General features: G+C 73.4%; 21 protein-coding genes. 14 read left to right on the top strand and 7 right to left on the bottom strand.

Translation table 11 applies throughout. From position 1 onward, the window contains the following. Window positions 1–50: 50 nt before the first annotated feature. Both NX801_RS00645 and NX801_RS00640 read left to right on the top strand, forming a co-directional pair. Complete coding sequence (locus tag NX801_RS00645; protein WP_258784729.1) at window positions 51–710, top strand: response regulator transcription factor; 660 nt, start codon at window positions 51–53, stop codon at window positions 708–710. After that, window positions 707–2,146, top strand: a complete 1,440-nt coding sequence (locus tag NX801_RS00640) for a sensor histidine kinase (protein WP_258784728.1) — start codon at window positions 707–709, stop codon at window positions 2,144–2,146. The genes NX801_RS00645 and NX801_RS00640 overlap by 4 nt, the downstream gene beginning before the upstream one ends. A 10-nt stretch (window positions 2,147–2,156) precedes the next feature. Here the strand turns inward: NX801_RS00640 and NX801_RS00635 are convergent, their stop codons facing one another. From NX801_RS00635 to NX801_RS00620, 4 genes are all read right to left on the bottom strand, one after another. Then, window positions 2,157–2,633, bottom strand: a complete 477-nt coding sequence (locus NX801_RS00635) for a MarR family winged helix-turn-helix transcriptional regulator (RefSeq protein WP_258784727.1) — start codon at window positions 2,631–2,633, stop codon at window positions 2,157–2,159. Between the two features lie 133 nt (window positions 2,634–2,766). Then, the gene (locus tag NX801_RS00630) at window positions 2,767–3,570 is read right to left on the bottom strand and encodes an AIM24 family protein (protein WP_258784726.1); all 804 of its coding nucleotides are present in this window, start codon (window positions 3,568–3,570) and stop codon (window positions 2,767–2,769) included. After that, the gene (locus tag NX801_RS00625; protein ID WP_258784725.1) at window positions 3,567–4,217 is read right to left on the bottom strand and encodes an AIM24 family protein; all 651 of its coding nucleotides are present in this window, start codon (window positions 4,215–4,217) and stop codon (window positions 3,567–3,569) included. The genes NX801_RS00630 and NX801_RS00625 overlap by 4 nt, the downstream gene beginning before the upstream one ends. Then, on the bottom strand, window positions 4,217–4,855 hold the full coding sequence (locus NX801_RS00620) for an AIM24 family protein (RefSeq protein ID WP_258784724.1): 639 nt from the start codon (window positions 4,853–4,855) through the stop codon (window positions 4,217–4,219). The genes NX801_RS00625 and NX801_RS00620 overlap by 1 nt, the downstream gene beginning before the upstream one ends. A 329-nt stretch (window positions 4,856–5,184) precedes the next feature. On the opposite strand from NX801_RS00620, the gene NX801_RS00615 reads away from it, so the two are divergent. From NX801_RS00615 to NX801_RS00590, 6 genes are all read left to right on the top strand, one after another. Then, window positions 5,185–5,529 (top strand): DUF3817 domain-containing protein, encoded by a 345-nt coding sequence (locus NX801_RS00615; RefSeq protein ID WP_258784723.1) that lies wholly within the window; start codon window positions 5,185–5,187, stop codon window positions 5,527–5,529. Further along, a complete protein-coding gene (locus NX801_RS00610) occupies window positions 5,526–5,819 on the top strand; it encodes an MTH1187 family thiamine-binding protein (protein WP_258784722.1) in 294 nt (97 codons plus the stop codon). The genes NX801_RS00615 and NX801_RS00610 overlap by 4 nt, the downstream gene beginning before the upstream one ends. A 145-nt stretch (window positions 5,820–5,964) precedes the next feature. Continuing rightward, entirely contained in the window at window positions 5,965–6,477 is a 513-nt protein-coding gene (locus NX801_RS00605; protein WP_258784721.1) for a MarR family winged helix-turn-helix transcriptional regulator, read from the top strand. A 180-nt stretch (window positions 6,478–6,657) separates the two neighbouring features. Continuing rightward, a complete protein-coding gene (locus NX801_RS00600) occupies window positions 6,658–6,990 on the top strand; it encodes a DUF3817 domain-containing protein (RefSeq protein ID WP_258784720.1) in 333 nt (110 codons plus the stop codon). 93 nt (window positions 6,991–7,083) lie between these two features. After that, on the top strand, window positions 7,084–8,784 hold the full coding sequence (gene icmA / locus NX801_RS00595; protein WP_258784719.1) for a coenzyme B12-dependent isobutyryl-CoA mutase large subunit: 1,701 nt from the start codon (window positions 7,084–7,086) through the stop codon (window positions 8,782–8,784). Window positions 8,785–8,970: 186 nt separating this feature from the next. After that, window positions 8,971–9,549: a GNAT family N-acetyltransferase gene (locus NX801_RS00590; RefSeq protein WP_258784718.1), complete on the top strand. Its 579-nt coding sequence runs from the start codon at window positions 8,971–8,973 to the stop codon at window positions 9,547–9,549. Here NX801_RS00590 and NX801_RS00585 read toward each other — a convergent pair. Together NX801_RS00585 and NX801_RS00580 are read right to left on the bottom strand one after the other, a co-directional pair. Next, complete coding sequence (locus NX801_RS00585; protein ID WP_258784717.1) at window positions 9,503–10,924, bottom strand: sensor histidine kinase; 1,422 nt, start codon at window positions 10,922–10,924, stop codon at window positions 9,503–9,505. The two genes, NX801_RS00590 and NX801_RS00585, sit on opposite strands and share 47 nt — an antisense overlap. A gap of 727 nt (window positions 10,925–11,651) precedes the next feature. Then, window positions 11,652–12,338 (bottom strand): response regulator transcription factor, encoded by a 687-nt coding sequence (locus NX801_RS00580; protein ID WP_258784716.1) that lies wholly within the window; start codon window positions 12,336–12,338, stop codon window positions 11,652–11,654. A 65-nt stretch (window positions 12,339–12,403) separates the two neighbouring features. Between NX801_RS00580 and NX801_RS00575 the strand changes: the two genes are divergently transcribed. Beyond that, window positions 12,404–13,540 carry a UDP-N-acetylglucosamine--N-acetylmuramyl-(pentapeptide) pyrophosphoryl-undecaprenol N-acetylglucosamine transferase gene (locus tag NX801_RS00575; protein WP_258784715.1) on the top strand — a complete coding sequence of 379 codons (1,137 nt, stop codon included), beginning with the start codon at window positions 12,404–12,406 and terminating at the stop codon, window positions 13,538–13,540. Further along, window positions 13,537–14,550 (top strand): GDP-mannose 4,6-dehydratase, encoded by a 1,014-nt coding sequence (locus tag NX801_RS00570; protein WP_258784714.1) that lies wholly within the window; start codon window positions 13,537–13,539, stop codon window positions 14,548–14,550. The genes NX801_RS00575 and NX801_RS00570 overlap by 4 nt, the downstream gene beginning before the upstream one ends. 125 nt (window positions 14,551–14,675) lie before the next feature. Here the strand turns inward: NX801_RS00570 and NX801_RS00565 are convergent, their stop codons facing one another. After that, window positions 14,676–15,305 carry a TetR/AcrR family transcriptional regulator gene (locus NX801_RS00565; protein ID WP_258784713.1) on the bottom strand — a complete coding sequence of 210 codons (630 nt, stop codon included), beginning with the start codon at window positions 15,303–15,305 and terminating at the stop codon, window positions 14,676–14,678. Between the two features lie 308 nt (window positions 15,306–15,613). Here NX801_RS00565 and NX801_RS00560 point away from each other — a divergent pair, with 308 nt between their 5' ends. The 4 genes from NX801_RS00560 (at window position 15,614) to NX801_RS00545 (ending at window position 19,840) form a co-directional block, all read left to right on the top strand. Next, on the top strand, window positions 15,614–16,597 hold the full coding sequence (locus tag NX801_RS00560; protein ID WP_258784712.1) for a tetratricopeptide repeat protein: 984 nt from the start codon (window positions 15,614–15,616) through the stop codon (window positions 16,595–16,597). A 637-nt stretch (window positions 16,598–17,234) separates the two neighbouring features. Next, window positions 17,235–17,894 carry a DUF6230 family protein gene (locus NX801_RS00555; RefSeq protein ID WP_258784711.1) on the top strand — a complete coding sequence of 220 codons (660 nt, stop codon included), beginning with the start codon at window positions 17,235–17,237 and terminating at the stop codon, window positions 17,892–17,894. Window positions 17,895–17,985: 91 nt separating this feature from the next. Continuing rightward, the gene (locus NX801_RS00550; RefSeq protein ID WP_258784710.1) at window positions 17,986–18,501 is read left to right on the top strand and encodes a DUF6114 domain-containing protein; all 516 of its coding nucleotides are present in this window, start codon (window positions 17,986–17,988) and stop codon (window positions 18,499–18,501) included. Beyond that, entirely contained in the window at window positions 18,491–19,840 is a 1,350-nt protein-coding gene (locus tag NX801_RS00545) for a hypothetical protein (RefSeq protein WP_258784709.1), read from the top strand. The genes NX801_RS00550 and NX801_RS00545 overlap by 11 nt, the downstream gene beginning before the upstream one ends. Window positions 19,841–19,917: the final 77 nt, after the last annotated feature.

Genomic DNA, 19,917 nt, shown 5'->3' with positions numbered 1-19,917 from the left:
AGCTGAAGCGAGCTGAAGGCGTCTTCAGGTCCGTCTGCGACCCTGGGCGCATGCGCCTGTTGCTCGTGGAGGACGAAAAGCGGCTCGCCCTGTCCCTGGCCGCCGGGCTGCGGGCCGAGGGCTTCGCCGTGGACGTGGAGCACGACGGGCGGGAGGGGCTGCACCGGGCGGGGACGGGGACGTACGACCTGGTGGTGCTGGACATCATGCTGCCGGGCATGAACGGCTACCGGGTCTGCGCGGCGCTGCGGGCGGCCGGGCACGAGGTGCCGATCCTGATGCTCACCGCCAAGGACGGCGAGTACGACGAGGCCGAGGGGCTCGACACGGGCGCCGACGACTACCTCACCAAGCCGTTCTCGTACGTGGTGCTGCTGGCCCGGGTACGGGCGCTGCTGCGGCGGCGGGGGCCGGGCGCCTCGCCGGTGCTGCGGGCCGGGGAGCTCACCGTGGACACCGCGAGCCACCGGGTGCGCGTCGGGGACGACGAGGTGACGCTCACCGCGCGGGAGTTCGCGGTGCTGGAGCAACTCGCCACCCGGGCCGGGGAGGTGGTGTCCAAGGCGGAGATCCTGGAGCACGTCTGGGACTTCGCCTACGAGGGCGACCCCAACATCGTGGAGGTCTACATCAGCACCCTCCGCCGGAAGCTCGGCGCGGAGCGCATCCGGACGGTGCGCGGGGCCGGGTACCGGCTGGAGTCCCGGTGAGGCGTCCGCTGGGCTCGGTCCGCGCCCGTACGGCCCTGGGCGCGACGCTCGTGGTGGCGCTGGCCCTGGCGGCGGCGGGCATCGCCCTGCTGGCCGTGCTGCGCGGCAACCTGGTCGACCAGGCGGGTTTCCAGGCCAATGTCACCGCCCGTTCGGTGGCCGAGCAGGTGGCGGGCGGGGTGCCGTTCGGGCGGCTGGATCTGCCGGACGACACCGAGGAGCACCCCGTCCAGGTGCTGGACGGCAAGGACCGGGTGGTGGCCGTCGGAAAGCACATCGACGCCATCGAGGGAACCGCCGCGCGGGCGACCCGCCCGGTACCGACGGCCGGGAACGCCGAGCCCGACGGCGATGACGACACGGACACCGACGCCGACACCGAGGGCGGCGGACAGGTCGGGGACGACGTGACGTACGCGTCGGGCGCGGTCACCGTGGCCGGGGAGCGGGCCGCGTACCGGTTCGCGGCGGTGGAGGCGAAGGCGCCGGACGGCACGGAGGCCACCGTCTGGGCGGGTGCTCCGCTGGCGGCCGAGGCGGCCACGGTCTCGGACGTCCAGGACGCGATGCTGGCCGCCCTGCCCGCGCTGCTGGTGGTGGTGGCGGGGGTGACCTGGCTGGTCACCGGCCGGGCGCTGAAGCCGGTCGAGGCGATCCGGCGCCGGATGGCGACCATCACCGCTTCCGAGGACCTGGCGCGGCGGGTGCCCGAGCCGGGCACGCATGACGAGGTGGCCCGGCTGGCCCGTACCACCAATGAGACGCTGGCCGCCCTGGAGGCGTCGGTGGAGCGGCAGCGGCGGTTCGTCGCGGACGCCTCGCACGAGCTGCGCAGCCCCATCGCCAGCCTCCGCACCCAGCTGGAGGTCGGCGCGGCCCATCCAGAGCTGCTGGACGTGCCGGGCGCGGTGGCCGACACCGTACGGCTCCAGCAGCTCGCCGCCGATCTGCTGCTGCTCGCCCGGCTGGACGCGGGGGAGCGGCCGGGGCAGGCGCGGGTGGAGCTGGCCGCCCTGGTGCGCGAGGAGCTGGCGCAGCGGGCGGGGGACCGGGTGCCGGTGGCCGTGGAGGCGGCGGAGCCGGCGCCGGTGGCGGGCTCGCGCGGGCAGCTGGGGCGGCTGCTGGGGAACCTGCTCGACAACGCCCAGCGGCACGCGGAGGCGGCGGTCACCGTGTCGGTGCGGACGGCCGGGCGGCAGGCGGTGCTGGGGGTGGCGGACGACGGCGCGGGGGTCCCGGAGGGGGAGCGGGAGCGGATCTTCGAGCGGTTCGTCCGGCTGGACGACGCCCGCTCGCGCGACGAGGGCGGGGCCGGACTGGGGCTCGCCATCGCCCGGGACGTCGCCGCCCGCCACGGCGGCACTCTGGCGGTACGGCGGTCGCCCGGGGGCGGCGCGCTCTTCGAGCTGCGGCTGCCGGTGGCGGAGGAGAGCTGAACGACAGGGGCTACGGCTTGCCGCGCAGTTCGCGGAGCTTCTCGGCGATGGGGCCGAGGTTCTCGCGGAGACCGGCCAGCGCCTCGGGACTCAGCAGGTCGATGAAGTGCTTGCGCACCGACTCCACATGGTGGGGGGCGACCTGGCGCATGGTGTCCATGCCATGGTCGGTGAGGACCGCGAAGAGCCCGCGCCGGTCGGACTCGCAGTTCTCCCGGCGGACCAGACCGGCGTTCTCCATGCGGGTGATCTGGTGGGAGAGCCGGCTCTTGGACTGGAGGGTGGCGGCCGCGAGGTCGCTCATCCGGAGGCGCTGGTCGGGCGCCTCGGAGAGGTTCACCAGGATCTCGTAGTCGTTGTTGGTCAGGCCGAAGGGCTGGAGGTCGCGCTCCATCTGGTAGGTCAGCAGCCTGTTGACGTCCAGATAGGTACGCCAGGCACACTGCTCGTCGTCGCTGAGCCAGCGGGTGGCCTTCTCGGTCTCCATGATGAGGATTCTATCCTAAGAAGTTTAATTGTGAATTAATGGGGCAGGTGAGGTCGAGCGGTCCGGTTCCCCGCCCCCGACTCCACCCGGACGGCGCAGATGTTCGAGGGCGTCACACTTCGCAGCCTACCGCTCACAGCCCGAAGCGGCGCTGGAGGTCCCCCAGCTGACCGGGAAGGCGCGGCACCCCGCCCATACCGCCCTGGCCCGCGCCGGGGCCGCCGTGGCCGGAACCCGCCGGTCCGGCGCCGGGGACGCCCGGCTCGTTCGGCACCGTCCCGGCGAACTGTTCCGGCATCAGGGTCTCGGTGGACTGGAGCAGCACCGTGCCCGCCCCGACGAACTCGAACTGGTGCTCCTCGCCGGAGACTCCGCCCAGCCCGGTCAGCGAGCGCAGCCCGCCCAGCACCCCGGACAGATAGCCGTGGTCGTAGTGGTGGCACGGCGAGGGGCAGTCCGCCCAGCCCACCAGGGCCTGCGGGTCCACCCGGAGCGGCGGCTCCATGAAGACCACCGGGCCGTTGGAGGCGGCCACGAACGTGCCGGTGCCGATCAGGGTGAGGAAGCCCGGCACGATCGACTGCTTCAGCGCCAGCGAGGGCTGGTAGGCCAGCAGATTGCCGGCCCGGATGGTCAGATTGCCCTCGTCCAGGTCGTACGAGTTCACATCGAAGGCCCGGTCCGCCAGCAGCATCTTGCCGCTGCCCTCGGCCACCACCCAGTCGCTCGCGTGCAGCGGGGAGTGGAAGCTCGTCCGCACCAGCCGGTCGAGCCGCCCGTGGCCGATGCCGTTGAAGTCGATCCGCCCGTAGTAGGCGATCATCTTCCCCTTCTGGAGGAACCACTGGGAGCCCTTGAGCTCCACGCAGAAGGTGTACGCGTTGACGTTGTCGTCGCTCGGCAGCGTCATCGGGTCGAAGATCACGGGTGTGCTCACAGCTTCTCCTCCGACGCCTGGACGTACACCGCACCGCTGCCGCTCAGCTCCAGCTGGAACGCCTCGCCGGAACCCCGGCCCACCATGTCCCGCCAGCCCAGCGCGGTGGAGAGCTTGTTCCGTACGTCGCCGTGGTGGGCCACGTACGCCTGCGGATCCACGTGCACCGGTCGGCCCGGCGTGATCGGCAGCTCGATCATCCCGCCGTGCGCCATCACCGCGACCGCGCCATGGCCCTGGAGGGTGGTGGTGAAGAGGCCCTGGCCGGTCACCTGGCCGCGCACCATGCCCATCACCCCGCCCTGGGAACCCAGGAACAGGGTGCCCTGGGTGAGGGTGCCGTCGAAGGCCAGCAGCCGGTCGGCCTCGACGCAGAGGGTGTCCCCGGACAGCTCGATCACCTGGATGTGGTGGCCGCCGTGGCCGAACATCACGGTGCCGCTGCCCTCGACGGTCATCAGCGGCGCCGCCTCGTTGGCCACCCGGCGGCCGATCATCGACATCACCCCGCCCTGGCCGCCGGTGAGGTTCGGCGTGAAGGTGACCTCGCCCCGGTAGGCGAGCATCGCGCCGCGCTGGCTGAACATCCGCTGCCCGGGTGTGAGGGTCGCCTCGACCATCTTGGAGTTGACCTCGCGGAACGGCATCAGACGTCACCTGCCACGGTGTTGCGCTCGCTGGGCTGGACATAGACCAGTCCGTCGCCCTCGAACCGGATCTGGAACGCCTCGCCGCCGCCCTCGCCGAGGAAGGTGCGGAAGGTGACGCCCGACTGGAAGCTCTGCTGGAGCCTGCCCTGATGGGCGATGTAGGCGCCGGGATCGACCGAGAGCGGATACTGCGGGCTGACCCGGAGCACCACGGCCGGACCGTCCGACATGATCGCCGCCTGGCCGGAGCCCTCCAGGGTGGTGGTGAACAGGCCGTTGCCGCTCGCGCCGCCGCGCAGCCCGGTGAAGCTGGTGCCGGTGCGCAGCCCGCCGTCGGCGCAGAGCAGATTGCTGGCCTCGACATAGAGGGTGTCGCCGTGCAGCGCGACCAGATTGATCTCGGAGGCCCGGTCGGCGAGGAAGCAGGTGCCCTGCCCCTTCGCCTCCATCATGGTCATCTGCTCGCCGGTCAGCCGGCGGGTGACCATCCCGCGCAGGCCCTCACCTCCGCCGGACAGCTTCTTGAAGGCCATCTGGCCGTCGTACGCGACCATCGAGCCGTTCTTCGCCTTGACGGTGTCGCCGGTCAGATCGACGGCGAGCACTTTGCTCCCCTGGAGCCGGAAGGTTGCCACCGCACGAAGGTAACCGGCCGCGCGCCGGAACGGGACCCCGCTCCCGGTCGGCCCGCCCGCCCCCGGGCCGCCCACGCGCCCCGATGCCGTACGGGCAGGGCCCCGCCACCCGTACGGACACGGGCGCCGGCGCCGTACGAGGGGCGGGCCCGGCGCCGTACGAGGGCAGGAGGGGAGGTCCCGGTGGGCGAGGTCCGGCACCCCTGGTCACGGGTCGGCAAAGCCGCCTGTCACAATGGGCCCACGCTTGTGCGCGCGTTCACAAGATCCGCCCCGGGGCCCCGGGTCCGGTGGACCGCGCCATCCGACCGACGCCGAAGGTGCCGCCCGTGGACATCAAGACCGCCTCCGCCCTCCACCGCCTGCGACTGGTCTCCGCCCCGGAGGCCGTCTCCTTCCTGGTGCTCATCGTCTGCTCCGTGCTCAAGCGCACGACCGACTTCAACGCCGTGCCGGTGATGGGCATGGTCCACGGCGTGCTCTTCCTGATCTACCTGGTCTTCTGGCTGGACGCCTGGAACCGCGCCAAGTGGCAGTTCACGACCGCCGCCCTCTACTTCGTGCTCTCGGTGCTGCCGTTCGGCGGCTTCTACGCCGAGCGCAGGCTCAAGCGCGCCGCCCAGGACGCGATCATCGCCTCCCGGGCCCGCCGCGAGGGCGTGGTGAACGCGTGATCGTCGCCTTCTCCATCACCCCGCTCGGTGTCGGCGAGGACGTCGGCGCGTACGTGGCCGACGCGGTCCGGGTCGTCCGCGAGTCCGGGCTGCCGAACCGCACCGACGCCATGTTCACCTCCGTCGAGGGCGAGTGGGACGAGGTCATGGACGTGGTCCGCCGGGCCGTCGCCGCCGTGGAGGCCCGGGCGCCCCGGGTCTCGCTGGTGCTGAAGGCCGACATCCGGCCGGGCGTCACCGACGGGCTTACCTCCAAGGTCGAGACGGTCGAACGGCACCTCGCCGGCTGAACGGCGTCTCGCCGGCCGGGCGGACGGGCCCGGGCGGCCGTTCTCTCCGGAGCCGCCAAGCGGAAGGCAGGGTTCCCGAGGGGCGGGGCGGACCGAGGGGCGAGACGGGGCTGACCGGCATATGACCAGTCGGTAAGGTCGTCCCGTGCCCAAGCCGCTCAGTCTTCCCTTCGATCCCATCGCCCGCGCCGATGAACTCTGGCAGCGCCGCTGGGGGCCCGTACCGGCCATGGCCGCGATCACCTCGATCATGCGGGCCCACCAGATCCTCCTGGGGGAGGTGGACGCGGTGGTCAAGCCGTACGGACTCACCTTCGCGCGCTACGAGGCGCTGGTGCTGCTCACCTTCTCCAAGGCGGGTGAGCTGCCCATGTCCAAGATCGGTGAGCGGCTGATGGTCCACCCCACGTCGGTGACGAACACCGTGGACCGGCTGGTGAAGTCGGGCCTGGTGGCCAAGCGGCCCAACCCGGACGACGGGCGCGGCACCCTCGCCTCCATCACCGACAAGGGGCGCGAGGTGGTGGAGGCCGCCACCGCCGATCTGATGGCGATGGACTTCGGTCTCGGCGCCTACGACGCCGGGCAGTGCGGGGAGATCTTCACCATGCTCCGCCCGCTCCGGGTCGCGGCGGCCGACTTCGACGAGCGGGACTGACCGGTCGCTCCTGGTGCGGCGCCGGACGCGGCTGAACCGGGCGGGTGACGGCCCGGTCCGGTACGGCGGCCGACCGGCGCGGAACCGGTGCCGGCCGGGCTCGGACGGGCCCGGCCCCGGTACGACGCCGGCGGTGACCCCCGCGAAGATCGTCCAAAACCGCCCGTTACGCTCGACCTCATGAAACGAAGCGTGCTGACCCGGTACCGGGTGATGGCCTATGTGACGGCCTGCATGTTGCTCATCCTCTGCGGATGCATGGTCGCCAAGTACGGGTTCGGCAAGGGCGAGGATCTGACCTTCATGGTCTCCCAGATCCACGGCGTCCTCTTCATCATCTATCTGGTCTTCGCCTTCGACCTGGGCTCCAAGGCGAAGTGGCCGTTCGGCAAGCTGCTCTGGGTGCTGGTCTCCGGCACCATTCCGCTCGCCGCCTTCTTCGTGGAGCGCCAGGTGGTGCGGGAGGTCGAGCCGCTGATCGACGGCGCCCGGCCCGCGCCCGTCGAGGCCTGAACCCTTCCGGGGGACCCGCCCCGCCGCCGTACGCCACACATGCGTACGGCGGTTCCATCGACATTTACTAGGACGTCCTAGTAAATTTGCAGCATGGACGCTGACGCCATCGAGGAGGGCCGCCGTCGCTGGCAGGCCCGGTACGACGCCGCCCGGACGCGCGACGCCGATTTCACCACGCTCTCCGGGGACCCCGTGGAGCCGCTGTACGGACCCCGGCCCGGTGACACCTACGCGGGCTTCGAGCGGATCGGCTGGCCGGGCGAGTACCCCTTCACCCGCGGCCTCCACCCGACCGGCTACCGGGGCCGCACCTGGACCATCCGGCAGTTCGCCGGCTTCGGCAACGCCGAGCAGACCAATGAGCGCTACAAGATGATCCTGGCGGCCGGCGGCGGCGGGCTCTCGGTGGCCTTCGACATGCCCACCCTGATGGGCCGGGACTCCGACGACCCCCGCTCGCTGGGCGAGGTCGGCCACTGCGGCGTCGCCATCGACTCGGCCGCCGACATGGAGATCCTCTTCCAAGACATCCCGCTGGGGGACGTCACCACCTCCATGACCATCTCCGGGCCCGCCGTCCCGGTCTTCTGCATGTACCTGGTCGCCGCCGAGCGCCAGGGCGTGGATCCGGCGGTGCTCAACGGCACGCTCCAGACCGACATCTTCAAGGAGTACATCGCCCAGAAGGAATGGCTCTTCCAGCCCGAGCCGCACCTGCGGCTGATCGGCGACCTGATGGAGCACTGCGCCTCGGGCATCCCCGCGTACAAGCCGCTCTCGGTCTCCGGCTACCACATCCGGGAGGCCGGGGCGACGGCCGCGCAGGAGCTGGCGTACACCCTCGCGGACGGCTTCGGCTACGTGGAGCTGGGGCTCTCGCGCGGGCTCGACGTGGACGTCTTCGCACCCGGGCTCTCCTTCTTCTTCGACGCGCACGTGGACTTCTTCGAGGAGATCGCCAAGTTCCGCGCCGCCCGCCGCATCTGGGCCCGCTGGATGCGCGAGGTGTACGGGGCGAGGACCGACAAGGCCCAGTGGCTGCGGTTCCACACCCAGACGGCGGGGGTCTCGCTCACCGCCCAGCAGCCGTACAACAACGTGGTGCGGACCGCCGTAGAGGCGCTGGCGGCGGTGCTCGGCGGCACCAACTCGCTGCACACCAACGCCCTGGACGAGACCCTGGCGCTCCCCTCCGAGCAGGCCGCCGAGATCGCCCTGCGGACCCAGCAGGTGCTGATGGAGGAGACCGGCGTCGCCAACGTGGCCGACCCGCTGGGCGGCGCCTGGTACGTGGAGCAGCTCACCGACCGGATCGAGGCCGACGCCGAGAAGATCTTCGACCAGATCAAGGAGCGGGGCCTGCGCGCCCACCCCGACGGCCGCCACCCCATCGGCCCGATGACCTCGGGCATTCTGCGCGGGATCGAGGACGGCTGGTTCACCGGGGAGATCGCGGAGTCCGCCTTCCGCTACCAGCAGGCCCTGGAGAAGGGCGACAAGCGGGTGGTCGGGGTGAACGTCGCCACCGGCTCGGTCACCGGCGACCTGGAGATCCTGCGGGTGAGCCACGAGGTCGAGCGCGAGCAGGTGCGGGTCCTGGCCGACCGCCGGACCCACCGGGACGACGCCCGGGTCCGGGCCGCGCTGGACGCCATGCTGGCCGCCGCCCGGAGCGACGCCAACATGATCGGACCGATGCTGGACGCGGTCCGCGCCGAGGCGACGCTCGGTGAGATCTGCGGGGTGCTGCGGGACGAGTGGGGCACCTACACCGAGCCGCCGGGGTTCTGACCCGCTCCGACGGCCGGCACCGGGCACGGGGGCTCCGGGGCCCGGAAACGCGGGTGCGCGGGCGGGGCACCCGCTGGTAGGTGTGGACGGCGGTACGCGCGCACGACGGCGCGAGCCGTCCGTGCGTCCGTACGCCCTTCCGGCCGGCACCGTCGGCCGGCGCCGCCCGCCCGAAATCAGGAGCCGATGAACGACCCGACCCCCGCCCCCGCCCCAGTCCCCGGCTCCGCCACCGGCCCGGCGCCCGTCCGGATCCGGGAGGCCACCGCCGGGGACTGGGCGGCCATCTGGCCGTTCTTCCGCACGGTCGTGGCCGCCGGTGAGACCTTCGCCTTCCCGACCGGTCTCGGTGAGGAGGAGGGGCGCGGCTGGTGGATGCTGACCGCGCCCCACCGCACCGTGGTCGCGGTGGACGAGGCGACCGGGGCGGTGGTGGGCACCGCCAAGATGAACAACAACCAGCACGGCAACGGGGCCCACATCGCCAGTGCCAGCTACCTGGTCGACCCGGCGCACGGCGGGCGCGGCATCGGCCGGCTGCTGGTGGAGGAGAGCATCGCGTGGGCCCGGGCGGCCGGGTTCCGGGGCATGCAGTTCAACGCCGTGGTGGCCACCAACGAGCACGCGGTACGGCTCTACGAGCGGCTGGGCTTCCGGATCGTCGGCACCGTCCCGGAGGGCTTCCGGCACCCGGAGCACGGCTATGTGGGGCTGCACATCATGCACCGGCCGCTCCGACCCCGGGGGACGGTTCCGGCAGGGTGAGCCGGAAGAGCGCGCCGCCGCCCGGGGCGTTGGCGGCGGTCAGCTCGGCGCCGTGGGCGCGGGCGATCTGCCGGGCCATCGCCAGACCGAGCCCCGAGCCGGGCAGGGCGCGGGCCGACTCGGCGCGGTAGAACCGGTCGAAGAGGTACGGCAGGTCCGCCGGGTCGATGCCCGGACCGTGGTCCCGTACGGTCAGCTCCCGTCCGTCGAGGGCCACCTCCACCGGTGCGCCGGCCGGGTCCCGCGGGCTGAACTTGGCGGCGTTGTCCAGCAGGTTGGTGAGCAGCCGGGCCAGCCGGGCGGGCACCCCCGGCACGGTGAGCCCGGCCGCCTCGGGCGCGATCCGCAGCGTGAAGCCGACCCGGGGCCAGTGCGTCCGGGCGGTGGCCACCGCGTGCTCCAGCAGCGCGGCCGGGCGCACCTCCTCCAGGAGCGGCTGCGGCTCCTCGTCCCTGGCCAGCTCGATCAGGTCGTTGACCAGGCCGGTCACCTCCCGGAGCTGGCGGCCCAGCGCGGCCGACGCCCGGTCCCGCTGGGCCGGGGTGAGCCGGTCGGCCCGGGCCAGCAGCTCGGCGTTGGTGCGCAGCGCGGTGAGCGGGGTGCGCAGCTCGTGCGAGGCGTCCGCCACCAGCCGCCGCTGGGCGGTGACCGACTGCTCCAGCTCGCCCAGCATGGTGTTGAAGGTGGCGGCGAGCCGGGTCACCTCGTCCTCCCGGCCCGGCGGCCCGGGCGGCAGCTCGATCCGGTGCCGGGGGTCCCGGGTGGCGGCGATCCGCTCGGCGGTGGCGGTGAGCCGGGCCACCGGCGCCAGACCGGTGCGCGAGACGCCGTAGCCGAGCGCCGCCGCCAGCAGCACCCCGGTGCCGCCGACCGCCGCCAGCAGCCCGGCCGCCTGCCGGACGCCCTTCTCCACGGTGTCGGCGCGCAGCGCCACCTGGAGCGCCCGGCCGTCCCCGAGCGGGGTGGTGAGCATCCGGCCGGGCCGCCCGGCCAGCGTGATGTTGGTGAAGTACGCGGCCCGCTGCCCGGCCGCCACCTCGCGCACCGGTCCGGTGACCGGGAGCCGGTACGGCGTCCCCGGGTCGTCCGCCCGGCCGGCCGGGACGATCTGGGCGCAGGCGGGCGCCGACAGGAACCGGCACTCGCCCGCCAGGACCCCGGGCGGCTCGGTCCGGTTCTGCTGGGTGGTGAGGGTGGCCGACTGGGTGAGGTTCAGGTCCAGCTGGTGGTAGAGCGCGTACCGGATGACCAGGAAGGCCGCCGCGCACACCCCGACCGCGACCAGCGCCACCGCCGCCGAGGCCGCCACCGCCAGCCGGGTCCGCAGCGGCCGCCTCCGCCGCCACCGCGCCCCCAACCGCCGCCGCGCGCTCACCGGCCGCCCCCGGCGGTGGCTGTGCCGACCCCGGGGTTGGTGGCCCCGGTGGCCGTACCATCCCCGCCGGAAGGGCCGGTGGCCGGGCGGCACCCGGCGAGTCCACGCGGCCCGGCGGGATCGGCGGCCGGGTCAGCCTCCGGCAGGGCGGGGCCACGCGGCCCGGCGGGATCGGCGCCCGGGCCGAGGGCGGGGCCGTGTGACCCGGCGGGCACGGAGCCCGGGTCGGCCCCGGAGGCGGCGGCCGGGGCGGCTCCGGAAGGCGCGGCACCGCACCGGGTCGCGCCGCGCGCACCGGAAACCCGTCCCGTCCCGCCGGCAGCCGTACCGCGCCCACGGGAAGCGGGGCCGGCCCCGGGCTCGGTGGCCCCGGTGGCCGTACCGCCCCCGCCGGAAGGGCCGGTGGCCGGGCGGCACCCGCCGAGTCCACGCGGCCCGGCGGGATCGGCGGCAGGGCCGGGAGCGGGGCCGGCCCCGGCGGCGCCCGGGGCGCCCCCGGGCTCGGCGGCCGGGAGGGCGGGGTCGTCTGGCCCGGCGGGGGCGGCGATGGCCGTGCCGCTCCCGCCGGAAGGGCCGGCTCCGGCGCCGGCGGCCGGGCCGCATCCACGGGAAGCCGGGACGGACCCGGCGACGGTGGCCGGGCGGCACCCGGCGGTGGCCGAGGTGGGGGCGGGGCCGGGGGCCGGGACGGCTGTACCGCGTTCCGGTGCCGCTCGGTGTGCCGGCCTCATGACTCGTCCAGCCGGTAGCCGATGCCGTGCACGGTGTGCACCAGCCGTGGCTCGCCGCCCGCCTCCAGCTTGCGGCGCAGGTAACCGACGTACACCGCAAGCGAGTTGGAGGACGGTCCGAAGTCCCGCCCCCACACCCGCTCCAGAATCAGTTCGCGCGGCAGCACCTGGCGGGGGTGCCGCAGCAGCAGATCCAGCAGGGCGAACTCGGTGCGGCTGAACTCCAGGGCCCGGCCGCCCCGCCGGCCGGTACGGGTCTCCGGGTCCACGGTCAGGTCCGCGAAGCCGAGTCCCTCCGGACCGGCCGGCTCCGGAGCCGTGCGCCGCAGCAGTGCCCGGAGCCGGGCGGTCAGCTCGTCCAGCGCGAACGGCTTCACCAGATAGTCGTCGGCGCCCGCGTCAAGCCCGTCCACCCGCTCGCTCACCGAGTCCAGCGCGGTCAGCACGATCACCGGCGTCCGGTCGTCCAGGGCGCGCAGCCGGCGGCAGACCGCGAGCCCGTCCAGGACCGGCATCATCACATCGAGCACGATGGCGTCCGGCCGCCAGGCGGCCACCGCCGAGAGCGCCGCCAGTCCGTCGGCGGCGCCCCGGACCTCGTACCCCTCCACGGTCAGCCCGTCCTCGACGGCCGCCCGTACCTCCGGTTCGTCGTCGACGACCAGGACCCTCGCTGCGCTCATGGGGCCCAGCCTGCCAAAACGGCCTCTTAGAAGCCTCTTAAACCGCCCCGCGACGCTTCGGTGCCATGCGCACCACACCACCACTCTCCGTCGTGATCGGCGCGGGCGGCACGGGCGGACACATCTATCCCGGCCTCGCCCTCGCGGAGGCGCTGCGCCGGGCCGAGCCCGACGCGGTGATCTCCTTCGTCGGCACCACCCGGGGCCTGGAGACCGAGCTGATACCGGCCGCCGGCTACCGGCTGCACACCGTCGACATGATCCCCTTCGACCCCGCGCTCGGCGCCCGGCGCTATCTGCTGCCCGCCGCCCTGCTGAAGTCCGCCGCCCAGTGCCGGGCCCTGCTGCGGGAGCAGGGCGCCCGGGTGGCGGTGGGAATGGGCGGCTACCCCAGCGCCCCGGTCGTCCTCGGCGCGAAGTTCGCCGGGCTGCCGAGCCTGATCCATGAGTCCAACGCGGTGCCCGGCCGGGCCAACCAGTTCGCCGCCCGGCTCACTCCGCACATCGCCGTCGCCTTCGACACCGGCCATCTCCCGGGCGCCGTCACCACCGGCATGCCGATCGCCGCCGCCGTGGCCGGGCTCGACCGGTCCGCGTCGCGCCGCACCGCCCGCCGGGAGCTGGGCGTGCCCGAGGGGCGGCGGCTGGTGCTCTTCAACGGCGGCAGCCTGGGCGCCCGGCGGCTCACCGAGGCCGCCGTGGGGCTGGCCCACCGCTGGCGCCACAGGGACGACGCGTATCTGCTGGTCAAGACCGGTCCGGCCGCCCTGGACGCCACCCGGGAGGCGCTCGGGGACAGTCCGGTCGCCCGGGCGGTGCCCTATCTGGACCGGATGGACCTGGCGTACGCCGCCGCCGACCTGGTGGTCTGCCGGGCCGGTTCGGCCACCGTCGCGGAGCTGGCCACCACCGGGGTGCCCGCCGTGCTGGTGCCGTACCCGCACGCCCCCGGCGACCACCAGACCCACAACGCCCGGGTGCTCACCGACGCCGGCGCCGGGCTGCTGCTGCCGGACGCCGACACCACCGCCGAACGGCTCGCCGCGCTGGTCGAGCCGCTGCTCGCCGACCCGGCCCGGCTCGCCGCGATGAGTGGTGCCGCCGACCCGGGCCCGCACGCCCACGCCGCCGATCTGCTCGCCGAGCGGGTCCGCGACCTCGCCCGCCCCACCACCACCCGCACCGAGGAGTACGCCGCATGACCACCACCCCCATGCCGGGCCCCGCCTTCGACTGGACCGGCCGCACCGTGCTGGTCACCGGCGCGGAGGGCTTCATCGGGTCCGCCCTCACCGAACTGCTCCTGGAGCGCGGCGCGAAGGTCCGTGCCTTCGTCCACTACAAGCCGTACGGCGAGCGGGGCCATCTCGCCCACCTCCTCGACCGGGTGGAGACGGTGGCGGGCGACGTCCGTGACGCCGGCCGGGTGATGGACGCGGTGGCCGGCTGCGACACCGTCTTCCATCTGGCGGCGCTGATCGGCATCCCGTACAGCTACGACTCGCCGGGTGCCTATGTCGCCACCAACGTGGGGGGCACCGAGAACGTCGCGGAGGCATGCCGCCGCCACGGCGTCCGGCGGATGGTGCACACCTCCACCAGCGAGGTCTACGGCACCGCCCTCACGGCTCCGATCAGCGAGGACCACCCGTTCCAGCCGCAGTCGCCGTACTCCGCCTCCAAGATCGGCGCCGACATGATGGCGCTCTCGCACTGGCACGCCTTCGAGCTGCCGGTCACCGTCGTCCGGCCGTTCAACACCTATGGCCCCCGCCAGTCCGCCCGGGCGGTCATCCCGACGATCCTGGCCCAACTCCACGCGGGCGCACGGGAGATCCGGCTCGGCTCGCTCACCCCGACCCGTGACTTCACCTATGTCACCGACACCGCGCGCGGCTTCCTGGCGCTGGCCGAGTGCGACCGGGCGCTGGGCGAGGTGGTCAACCTCGGCACCGGGCAGGAGATCGCCGTCGGGGAGCTGGCCCGGAAGCTGATCGAGGCGTCCGGCCGGGACGGGGTGGAGGTCGTGGTCGATCCCGCGCGGCTGCGGCCGGCCGGCAGCGAGGTGGAGCGGCTGCTCTCCGACAACCGCCGGGCCCGGGAGTGGGCGGGCTGGCGCCCGGAGGTCACCCTGGAGGAGGGGCTGAAGCACACCTCGGAGTGGATCGCCGGCCACCCGCACCTCTTCGCGGCCCACCGCTACCAGGTGTAGGGCCCGGGACCCGCGCGAACCGGGTGGAGGGCCGTGTGTCCGCCGGGCCCGGGACCCTCACGCCACCGGCCGCGGAACCGCGCCGGTTCGGCCCCGGGCCCCACCGGGTCCGGAACCGCGCCGGTTCAGCCCTGCGTGGCGGCGGCGAGTCCGCCGAGCAGCAGGGCGGTGAAGCGCTGGGCCCAGTCGGCGTCGACGGGCTCGGCGCTCACCAGCGCCCGGTGCACCACCGCGCCCGCCACCACGTCGAAGATCAGGTCGTCGGTGCCGGAGGAGGGTCCGGAGTCCGGGGCGGGCGGCGGCAGTTCGCCCCGCTCCTGGGCGCGCCGGCGGCCCTGCAGCACCAGCCGCTTCTGGCGCTCCACGATCGAGGCGCGGATGCGCTGCCGCAGCGGCTCGTCCCGGGTGGACTCCGCGACCACCGCCATCAGCGCGGTCTTCGCCTCGGGCCGCTCCAGCAGGGCGGCGAACTGCCGGACCACGCCCTCGATGTCGGCGGCGAGGCTGCCCCGGTCGGGGAGCTCCAGCTCGTCGAAGAGGACCGCGACCGCGTCCACCACCAGCTCGTTCTTGCTCGCCCAGCGCCGGTAGAGGGTGGTCTTGGCGACCCCGGCGCGGGTGGCCACGTCGCCCATGGTCAGCTTGGACCAGCCCAGTTCGACCAGGGCGGCGCGGGTGGCGTCCAGGATGGCCGCGTCCGCCTCGGCGCTGCGGGGCCGCCCGGTACGGCTGCGAGAGCTGGTACGGCTGCACATGACGGCGACCATACCGGCCAGTAGGTCGGCTGCCTCCCCGCCGTACGTGTGAGGCACTTCACCCGCGGGCCCTTCCCGCGCCCGGGGCGGTCCAGTTACGCTACGACCCGTAGCGAAAGGCTGTGCGCAACAGCCCGAGCGACGACCACCCGGCGCCCGGTGGGGACCTGGCGCCCAGTATGAAGTACCGGATCGCGTACGCCCGTACGAGCCGCACACCGGCGGCGTCGGCGGAGCGCGCCGCGGTCCTGCCGCGGGTTCGCGGCCCGGCGTACCGGTCACGCGCGCGGAAGGGGGAGGATGGGACCATGCAGCCTAGGAACATGTCCATGAGCGGCGTCGTCGACCTCGCCGCGGTGAAGGCGGCCGGAGAGGCCAAGGCGAAGGCCGAGGAGGCCCGCGCGCAGGCCGCCCGGCAGGGTGGCGGCGGGACCGTACCGCCCGCCGCCCTGGTGATCGATGTCGACGAGGCCGGTTTCGAGCGCGAGGTCCTCCAGCGCTCCACCGAGGTCCCGGTCGTGATCGACTTCTGGGCCGAGTGGTGCGAGCCCTGCAAGCAGCTCAGCCCGGTCCTGGAGCGGCTCGCCGCCGAGTACAACGGCCGGTTCGTCCTCGCCAAGATCGATGTCGACGCCAACCAGCTGCTGATGCAGCAGTTCGGGGTCCAGGGCATCCCGGCCGTCTTCGCGGTGGTCGCCGGTCAGGCGCTGCCGCTCTTCCAGGGAGCCGCCCCCGAGGCGCAGATCCGCCAGACCCTGGACCAGCTGATCCAGGTGGGCGAGGAGCGCTTCGGGCTGACCGGCATCGCCGTCGACCCGAACGCCGAGGCGGCCTACGGCGCCGGTGCCGAAGGTGCCCCGCCCGCGCCGCCCGGCCCGTACGACGCCCTGCTGGAGGCGGCGGTCTCGGCGCTGGACGCCAATGACTTCCCGGGTGCCATCCAGGCGTACAAGAACGTGCTCGCCGACGACCCGGGCAACACCGAGGCCACGCTCGGCCTGGCGCAGGCCGAACTCCTCTCCCGCGTCCAGGGGATGGACCCGGGCCAGGTCCGCAAGGACGCCGCCGACCGCCCGGCCGATGTGGACGCCCAGCTCGCCGCCGCCGACCTGGATCTGGTGGGCGGCCATGTCGAGGACGCCTTCGGCCGCCTGGTGGAGGCCGTGCGCCGCACCGCGGGCGACGACCGCGACAAGGCCCGCCTCCGGCTGCTGGCCCTCTTCGAGGTGATCGGCGGCGACGACCCCCGGGTGACCGCGGCCCGCTCGGCGCTGGCCCGGGTGCTCTTCTGACCGTGCCGGCCGCCCCGGCCGTGCTGGTCGTTCCGACCGTCCCGGCCGGGGTTCACCGAACCCCCACGGATTCCGACGCTCTGTCGACAGAGTGACAAACAACGGCCGCGTTTTACTAAAACTTGGTAAGCGCGGCCGCTGTTACTTGCAGTAAATCCACACCCTCTTCATGTCCCCCTATGGGGTGATACATCGCCTTTTGGCGAACTCGCGGGTAACACCCTGTGCGCCGTTTCGACCCCGCTCCGCAGTGGCGGGGCAATACACGCGTTACCAGCCGGTAATGAACCCCTTGTGCCCCGGCCCCGAATGCACCACGATCGGCCACGCTCGGTCCGACACCGCACCAGCCCGGCAACCAGCCGCGCGAAGCGGTCTCGGGTCCCCACCGAGCCGGTCGGCACACCTGACGCCGGCCGCGGACAGGGGGGTTCCCGCACAACCTGGCGGGGCCTGTCCGGCTCGGGGTGCGCACCAGGCGCACCCGGTGGTTGTCGCTCGGGGGTGAACGCCGGTGATTCGGACGCTGCTCGCGCCTGACCCGCAGGCGCTCTCCTTCCCGAGGACGTAGCACTTCTCCCCTCCCATACGGGCCTCCGGCCCTGTGGAGATGTACGTCCGAGAAGGAGGAAGACCTATGCAGTCCCAGGCTCGTGGTGGGACCAGATGGAAGCGCTTCGCCGTCGTCATGGTGCCCAGCGTGGCCGCCACGGCCGCGATCGGCGTCGGCCTGGCGCAGGGGGCCCTGGCGGCGTCGTTCGCCGTGTCCGGCCAGGAGTTCAAGGTCAAGGCCGGTTATCTGGAGGGCTACGGCTTCGCCCAGTACGGCGGCGTGGACATGGGGTACGCCGAGATCAAGGAGGGCGACAAGGTCGTCCCGCGCCCGGTGGCGATCTCGTCGTTCAAGAACGCCGAGATCCACGACATGTGTCAGTCCGTGGTCACCCCCGACGTACCGGTCTTCGGCAAGATCACGCTGAAGCTGACGGCGGGCAAGTCGGACCCGGTCGTCGCCAAGAACCTGTACCTTGACGTCACCGAACTGGACGCCAACGCCAAGTTCACCAACATCGACATCGGCGTGGCCGCCAAGGACACCGCCAAGCCAGGCTCCGGCTGGGGCCCGGCCGTCAAGGACAAGAACATCAACCAGAACGGCTTCGCCCAGCAGGCGGAGAAGGCCGAGCTGACCAATGTCGAGCAGAAGGCGTGGGCGACCACGGCCGGCTCGTTCGAGCTCAAGGGGCTGAGCCTGCGGCTGCTCCGGGGCGACGGTCCCAAGGTCGAGTGCTACTGACCGGTGAACCGTGCGGGCGGGCCGGGGCTCACGGCGCCGTGCCCGTCCGTCTCCCTTCTCCACCAGCGATGCCAGTTCCAGGGAGCTTTCCATGAGCGCCGAGTCACCGGACAAGAACGAGCACTACCTCCGCGTCTTCCGGAGGCGCTTCCGTGAGTGGCGGGGCCAGCGCCCCTTCTGGGCCGGGCTGTTGACCGTACTGGGCGGGATCCCGATCGCCTACTTCCCGTACGCGAGCCTCAAGTTCGGTGCGATGACGGTCAACCTCGCCACCACCGCGGGCGCCGGGTCGCTGATCATCGGCGTCCTGCTGATCACCCTCGGGCTGACCATGTGGTTCCAGGCCGTCGTCCGGGTCTTCGCGGGCATCGCCGCGATTCTGCTGGCCCTGGTCTCGATCCCCATCGCCAACTTCGGCGGCTTCGTCGTCGGCTTCCTGCTCGCGCTCATCGGCGGTGCCCTGGCGGTCGCCTGGGCGCCCGGGGTGCCGCCGGCCGAGCCCGCCAAGCCGGTGGCGCGGGACGGCGACCCGGACGGCGCCGGGGCGACGGACACCCACGCCGGGCCCATCATCAACGCTCACGGCTGGAGGAACAGTGCGGGGTGAGGAAGCCCGGCAGGCGACAGGCGGGCGCGGGCGCCACGCGGCCCCCCGGAAGTCCCTGCTGGCCAAGCTCCAGTCGCCGGCCGGCAAGGCGATGGCCCTGGCGGCCATGCCGACCGCCGTCCTCGTCGGGATGGGCCTCACCCCCCGGCTGGCCCTGGCGGACGAGAAGGACATCCCGTTCGCCCCCGGCCCGTGCGTGACCCGCTCCGACGAGCCGGCCCCGGAGAAGTCCTCGGGTTCCCCGGCGCCCTCGCCCAGCGCGAGCGCCTCGTCGGCCGCGAAGCCCGCGCCGGACCGGAGCCCGGACCCCTCGGAGAGCCGGTCGCCCGCCCCGTCCACCAGCCCCCAGGCGGGCAAGCCGGAGCCGAAGCCCACCCCCTCGGCTCCGTCTTCGTCACCTTCCGCGAGCGACACCGCCCCGGCCCCCGACTCCCCGGCGCCCACGCCCACCAGGACCCGCGACCCGCTGGACCCGCTGGGCCTCGGGGACGCCCTCCGGGACATCTTCGACGGCCCCGACGACTCCCCGGCCGCCACTCCGGCCACGAAGGCCCCGGCGCCGAAAGCCCCGACCACCAAGGCCCCGGCCGCCGCAGTCCCCTCCACCGGGAAGCAGTCGACGGAGCGGCCCGCCGGACGACAGGGCGAGAAGACCCCGCAGGACGAGCCGGAGTCGGAGCCGGAGACGGACAGCCCCAAGGGCGCCGGCAAGGAGACGCCGGCCGAGGACGCGGCCAAACACGCGATCGAGGACGCCGCCGGGAAGGCGGGCCGGGCGGTCGAGGAACTCCCCGAGGGCGCCAAGGGGCTCGACCCGCGGGAGGACGCGGACATACCCGAAGGTGCCAAGCCCCGCTTCCCCTGCCCCAGCCCCGACCCCAAGGCCCTGGCCGAGGCCGAGCCTGAGCCCGGCATCCCGCTGGTGCCGGACGACCCCTGGAAGCTGGAGAGCACCAAGCTCACCCTCAACGGCCTGGACTACAAGGGGATCGTGGAGGTACGGACCGCCGGCGGCGAGCTCAAGAAGGTGCTGAAGTTCACCGCGTCGTCGCTGGAGATCGACAACCTGCACCAGATGACGGTCCACTCCGAGGGCCGCACCGGCCATGTCACCTCCCGCCCCGGCTCCACCTCCACCATCGAGGGCGGCACGGTGACGATGTACACCGAGGAGCTGAAGGGGAACCTCTTCGGGTTCCTCCCGATCACCTTCAGCCCGTCCAGCCCGCCCCCGCTCAATGTGCCGTACGCGTTCTTCACCAGCGTCAAGGTCACCCAGGCCGCCCAGTTCGGCGGCACCCTCACCATCCCCGGCCTGCACAACTACATCGAGGGCTGACCGTCCGCCCTACCCTCGTGCCCTACGCCAACGGCCTCCCCACCGAACCCGGCGGGGAGGCCGTTTCGCCGCGCGGG

Source organism: Streptomyces pyxinae (assembly GCF_024756275.1).
Taxonomy (GTDB): Bacteria; Actinomycetota; Actinomycetes; order Streptomycetales; family Streptomycetaceae; genus Streptomyces; species Streptomyces pyxinae.
This window is presented reverse-complemented; position numbering and strand designations above follow the sequence as displayed.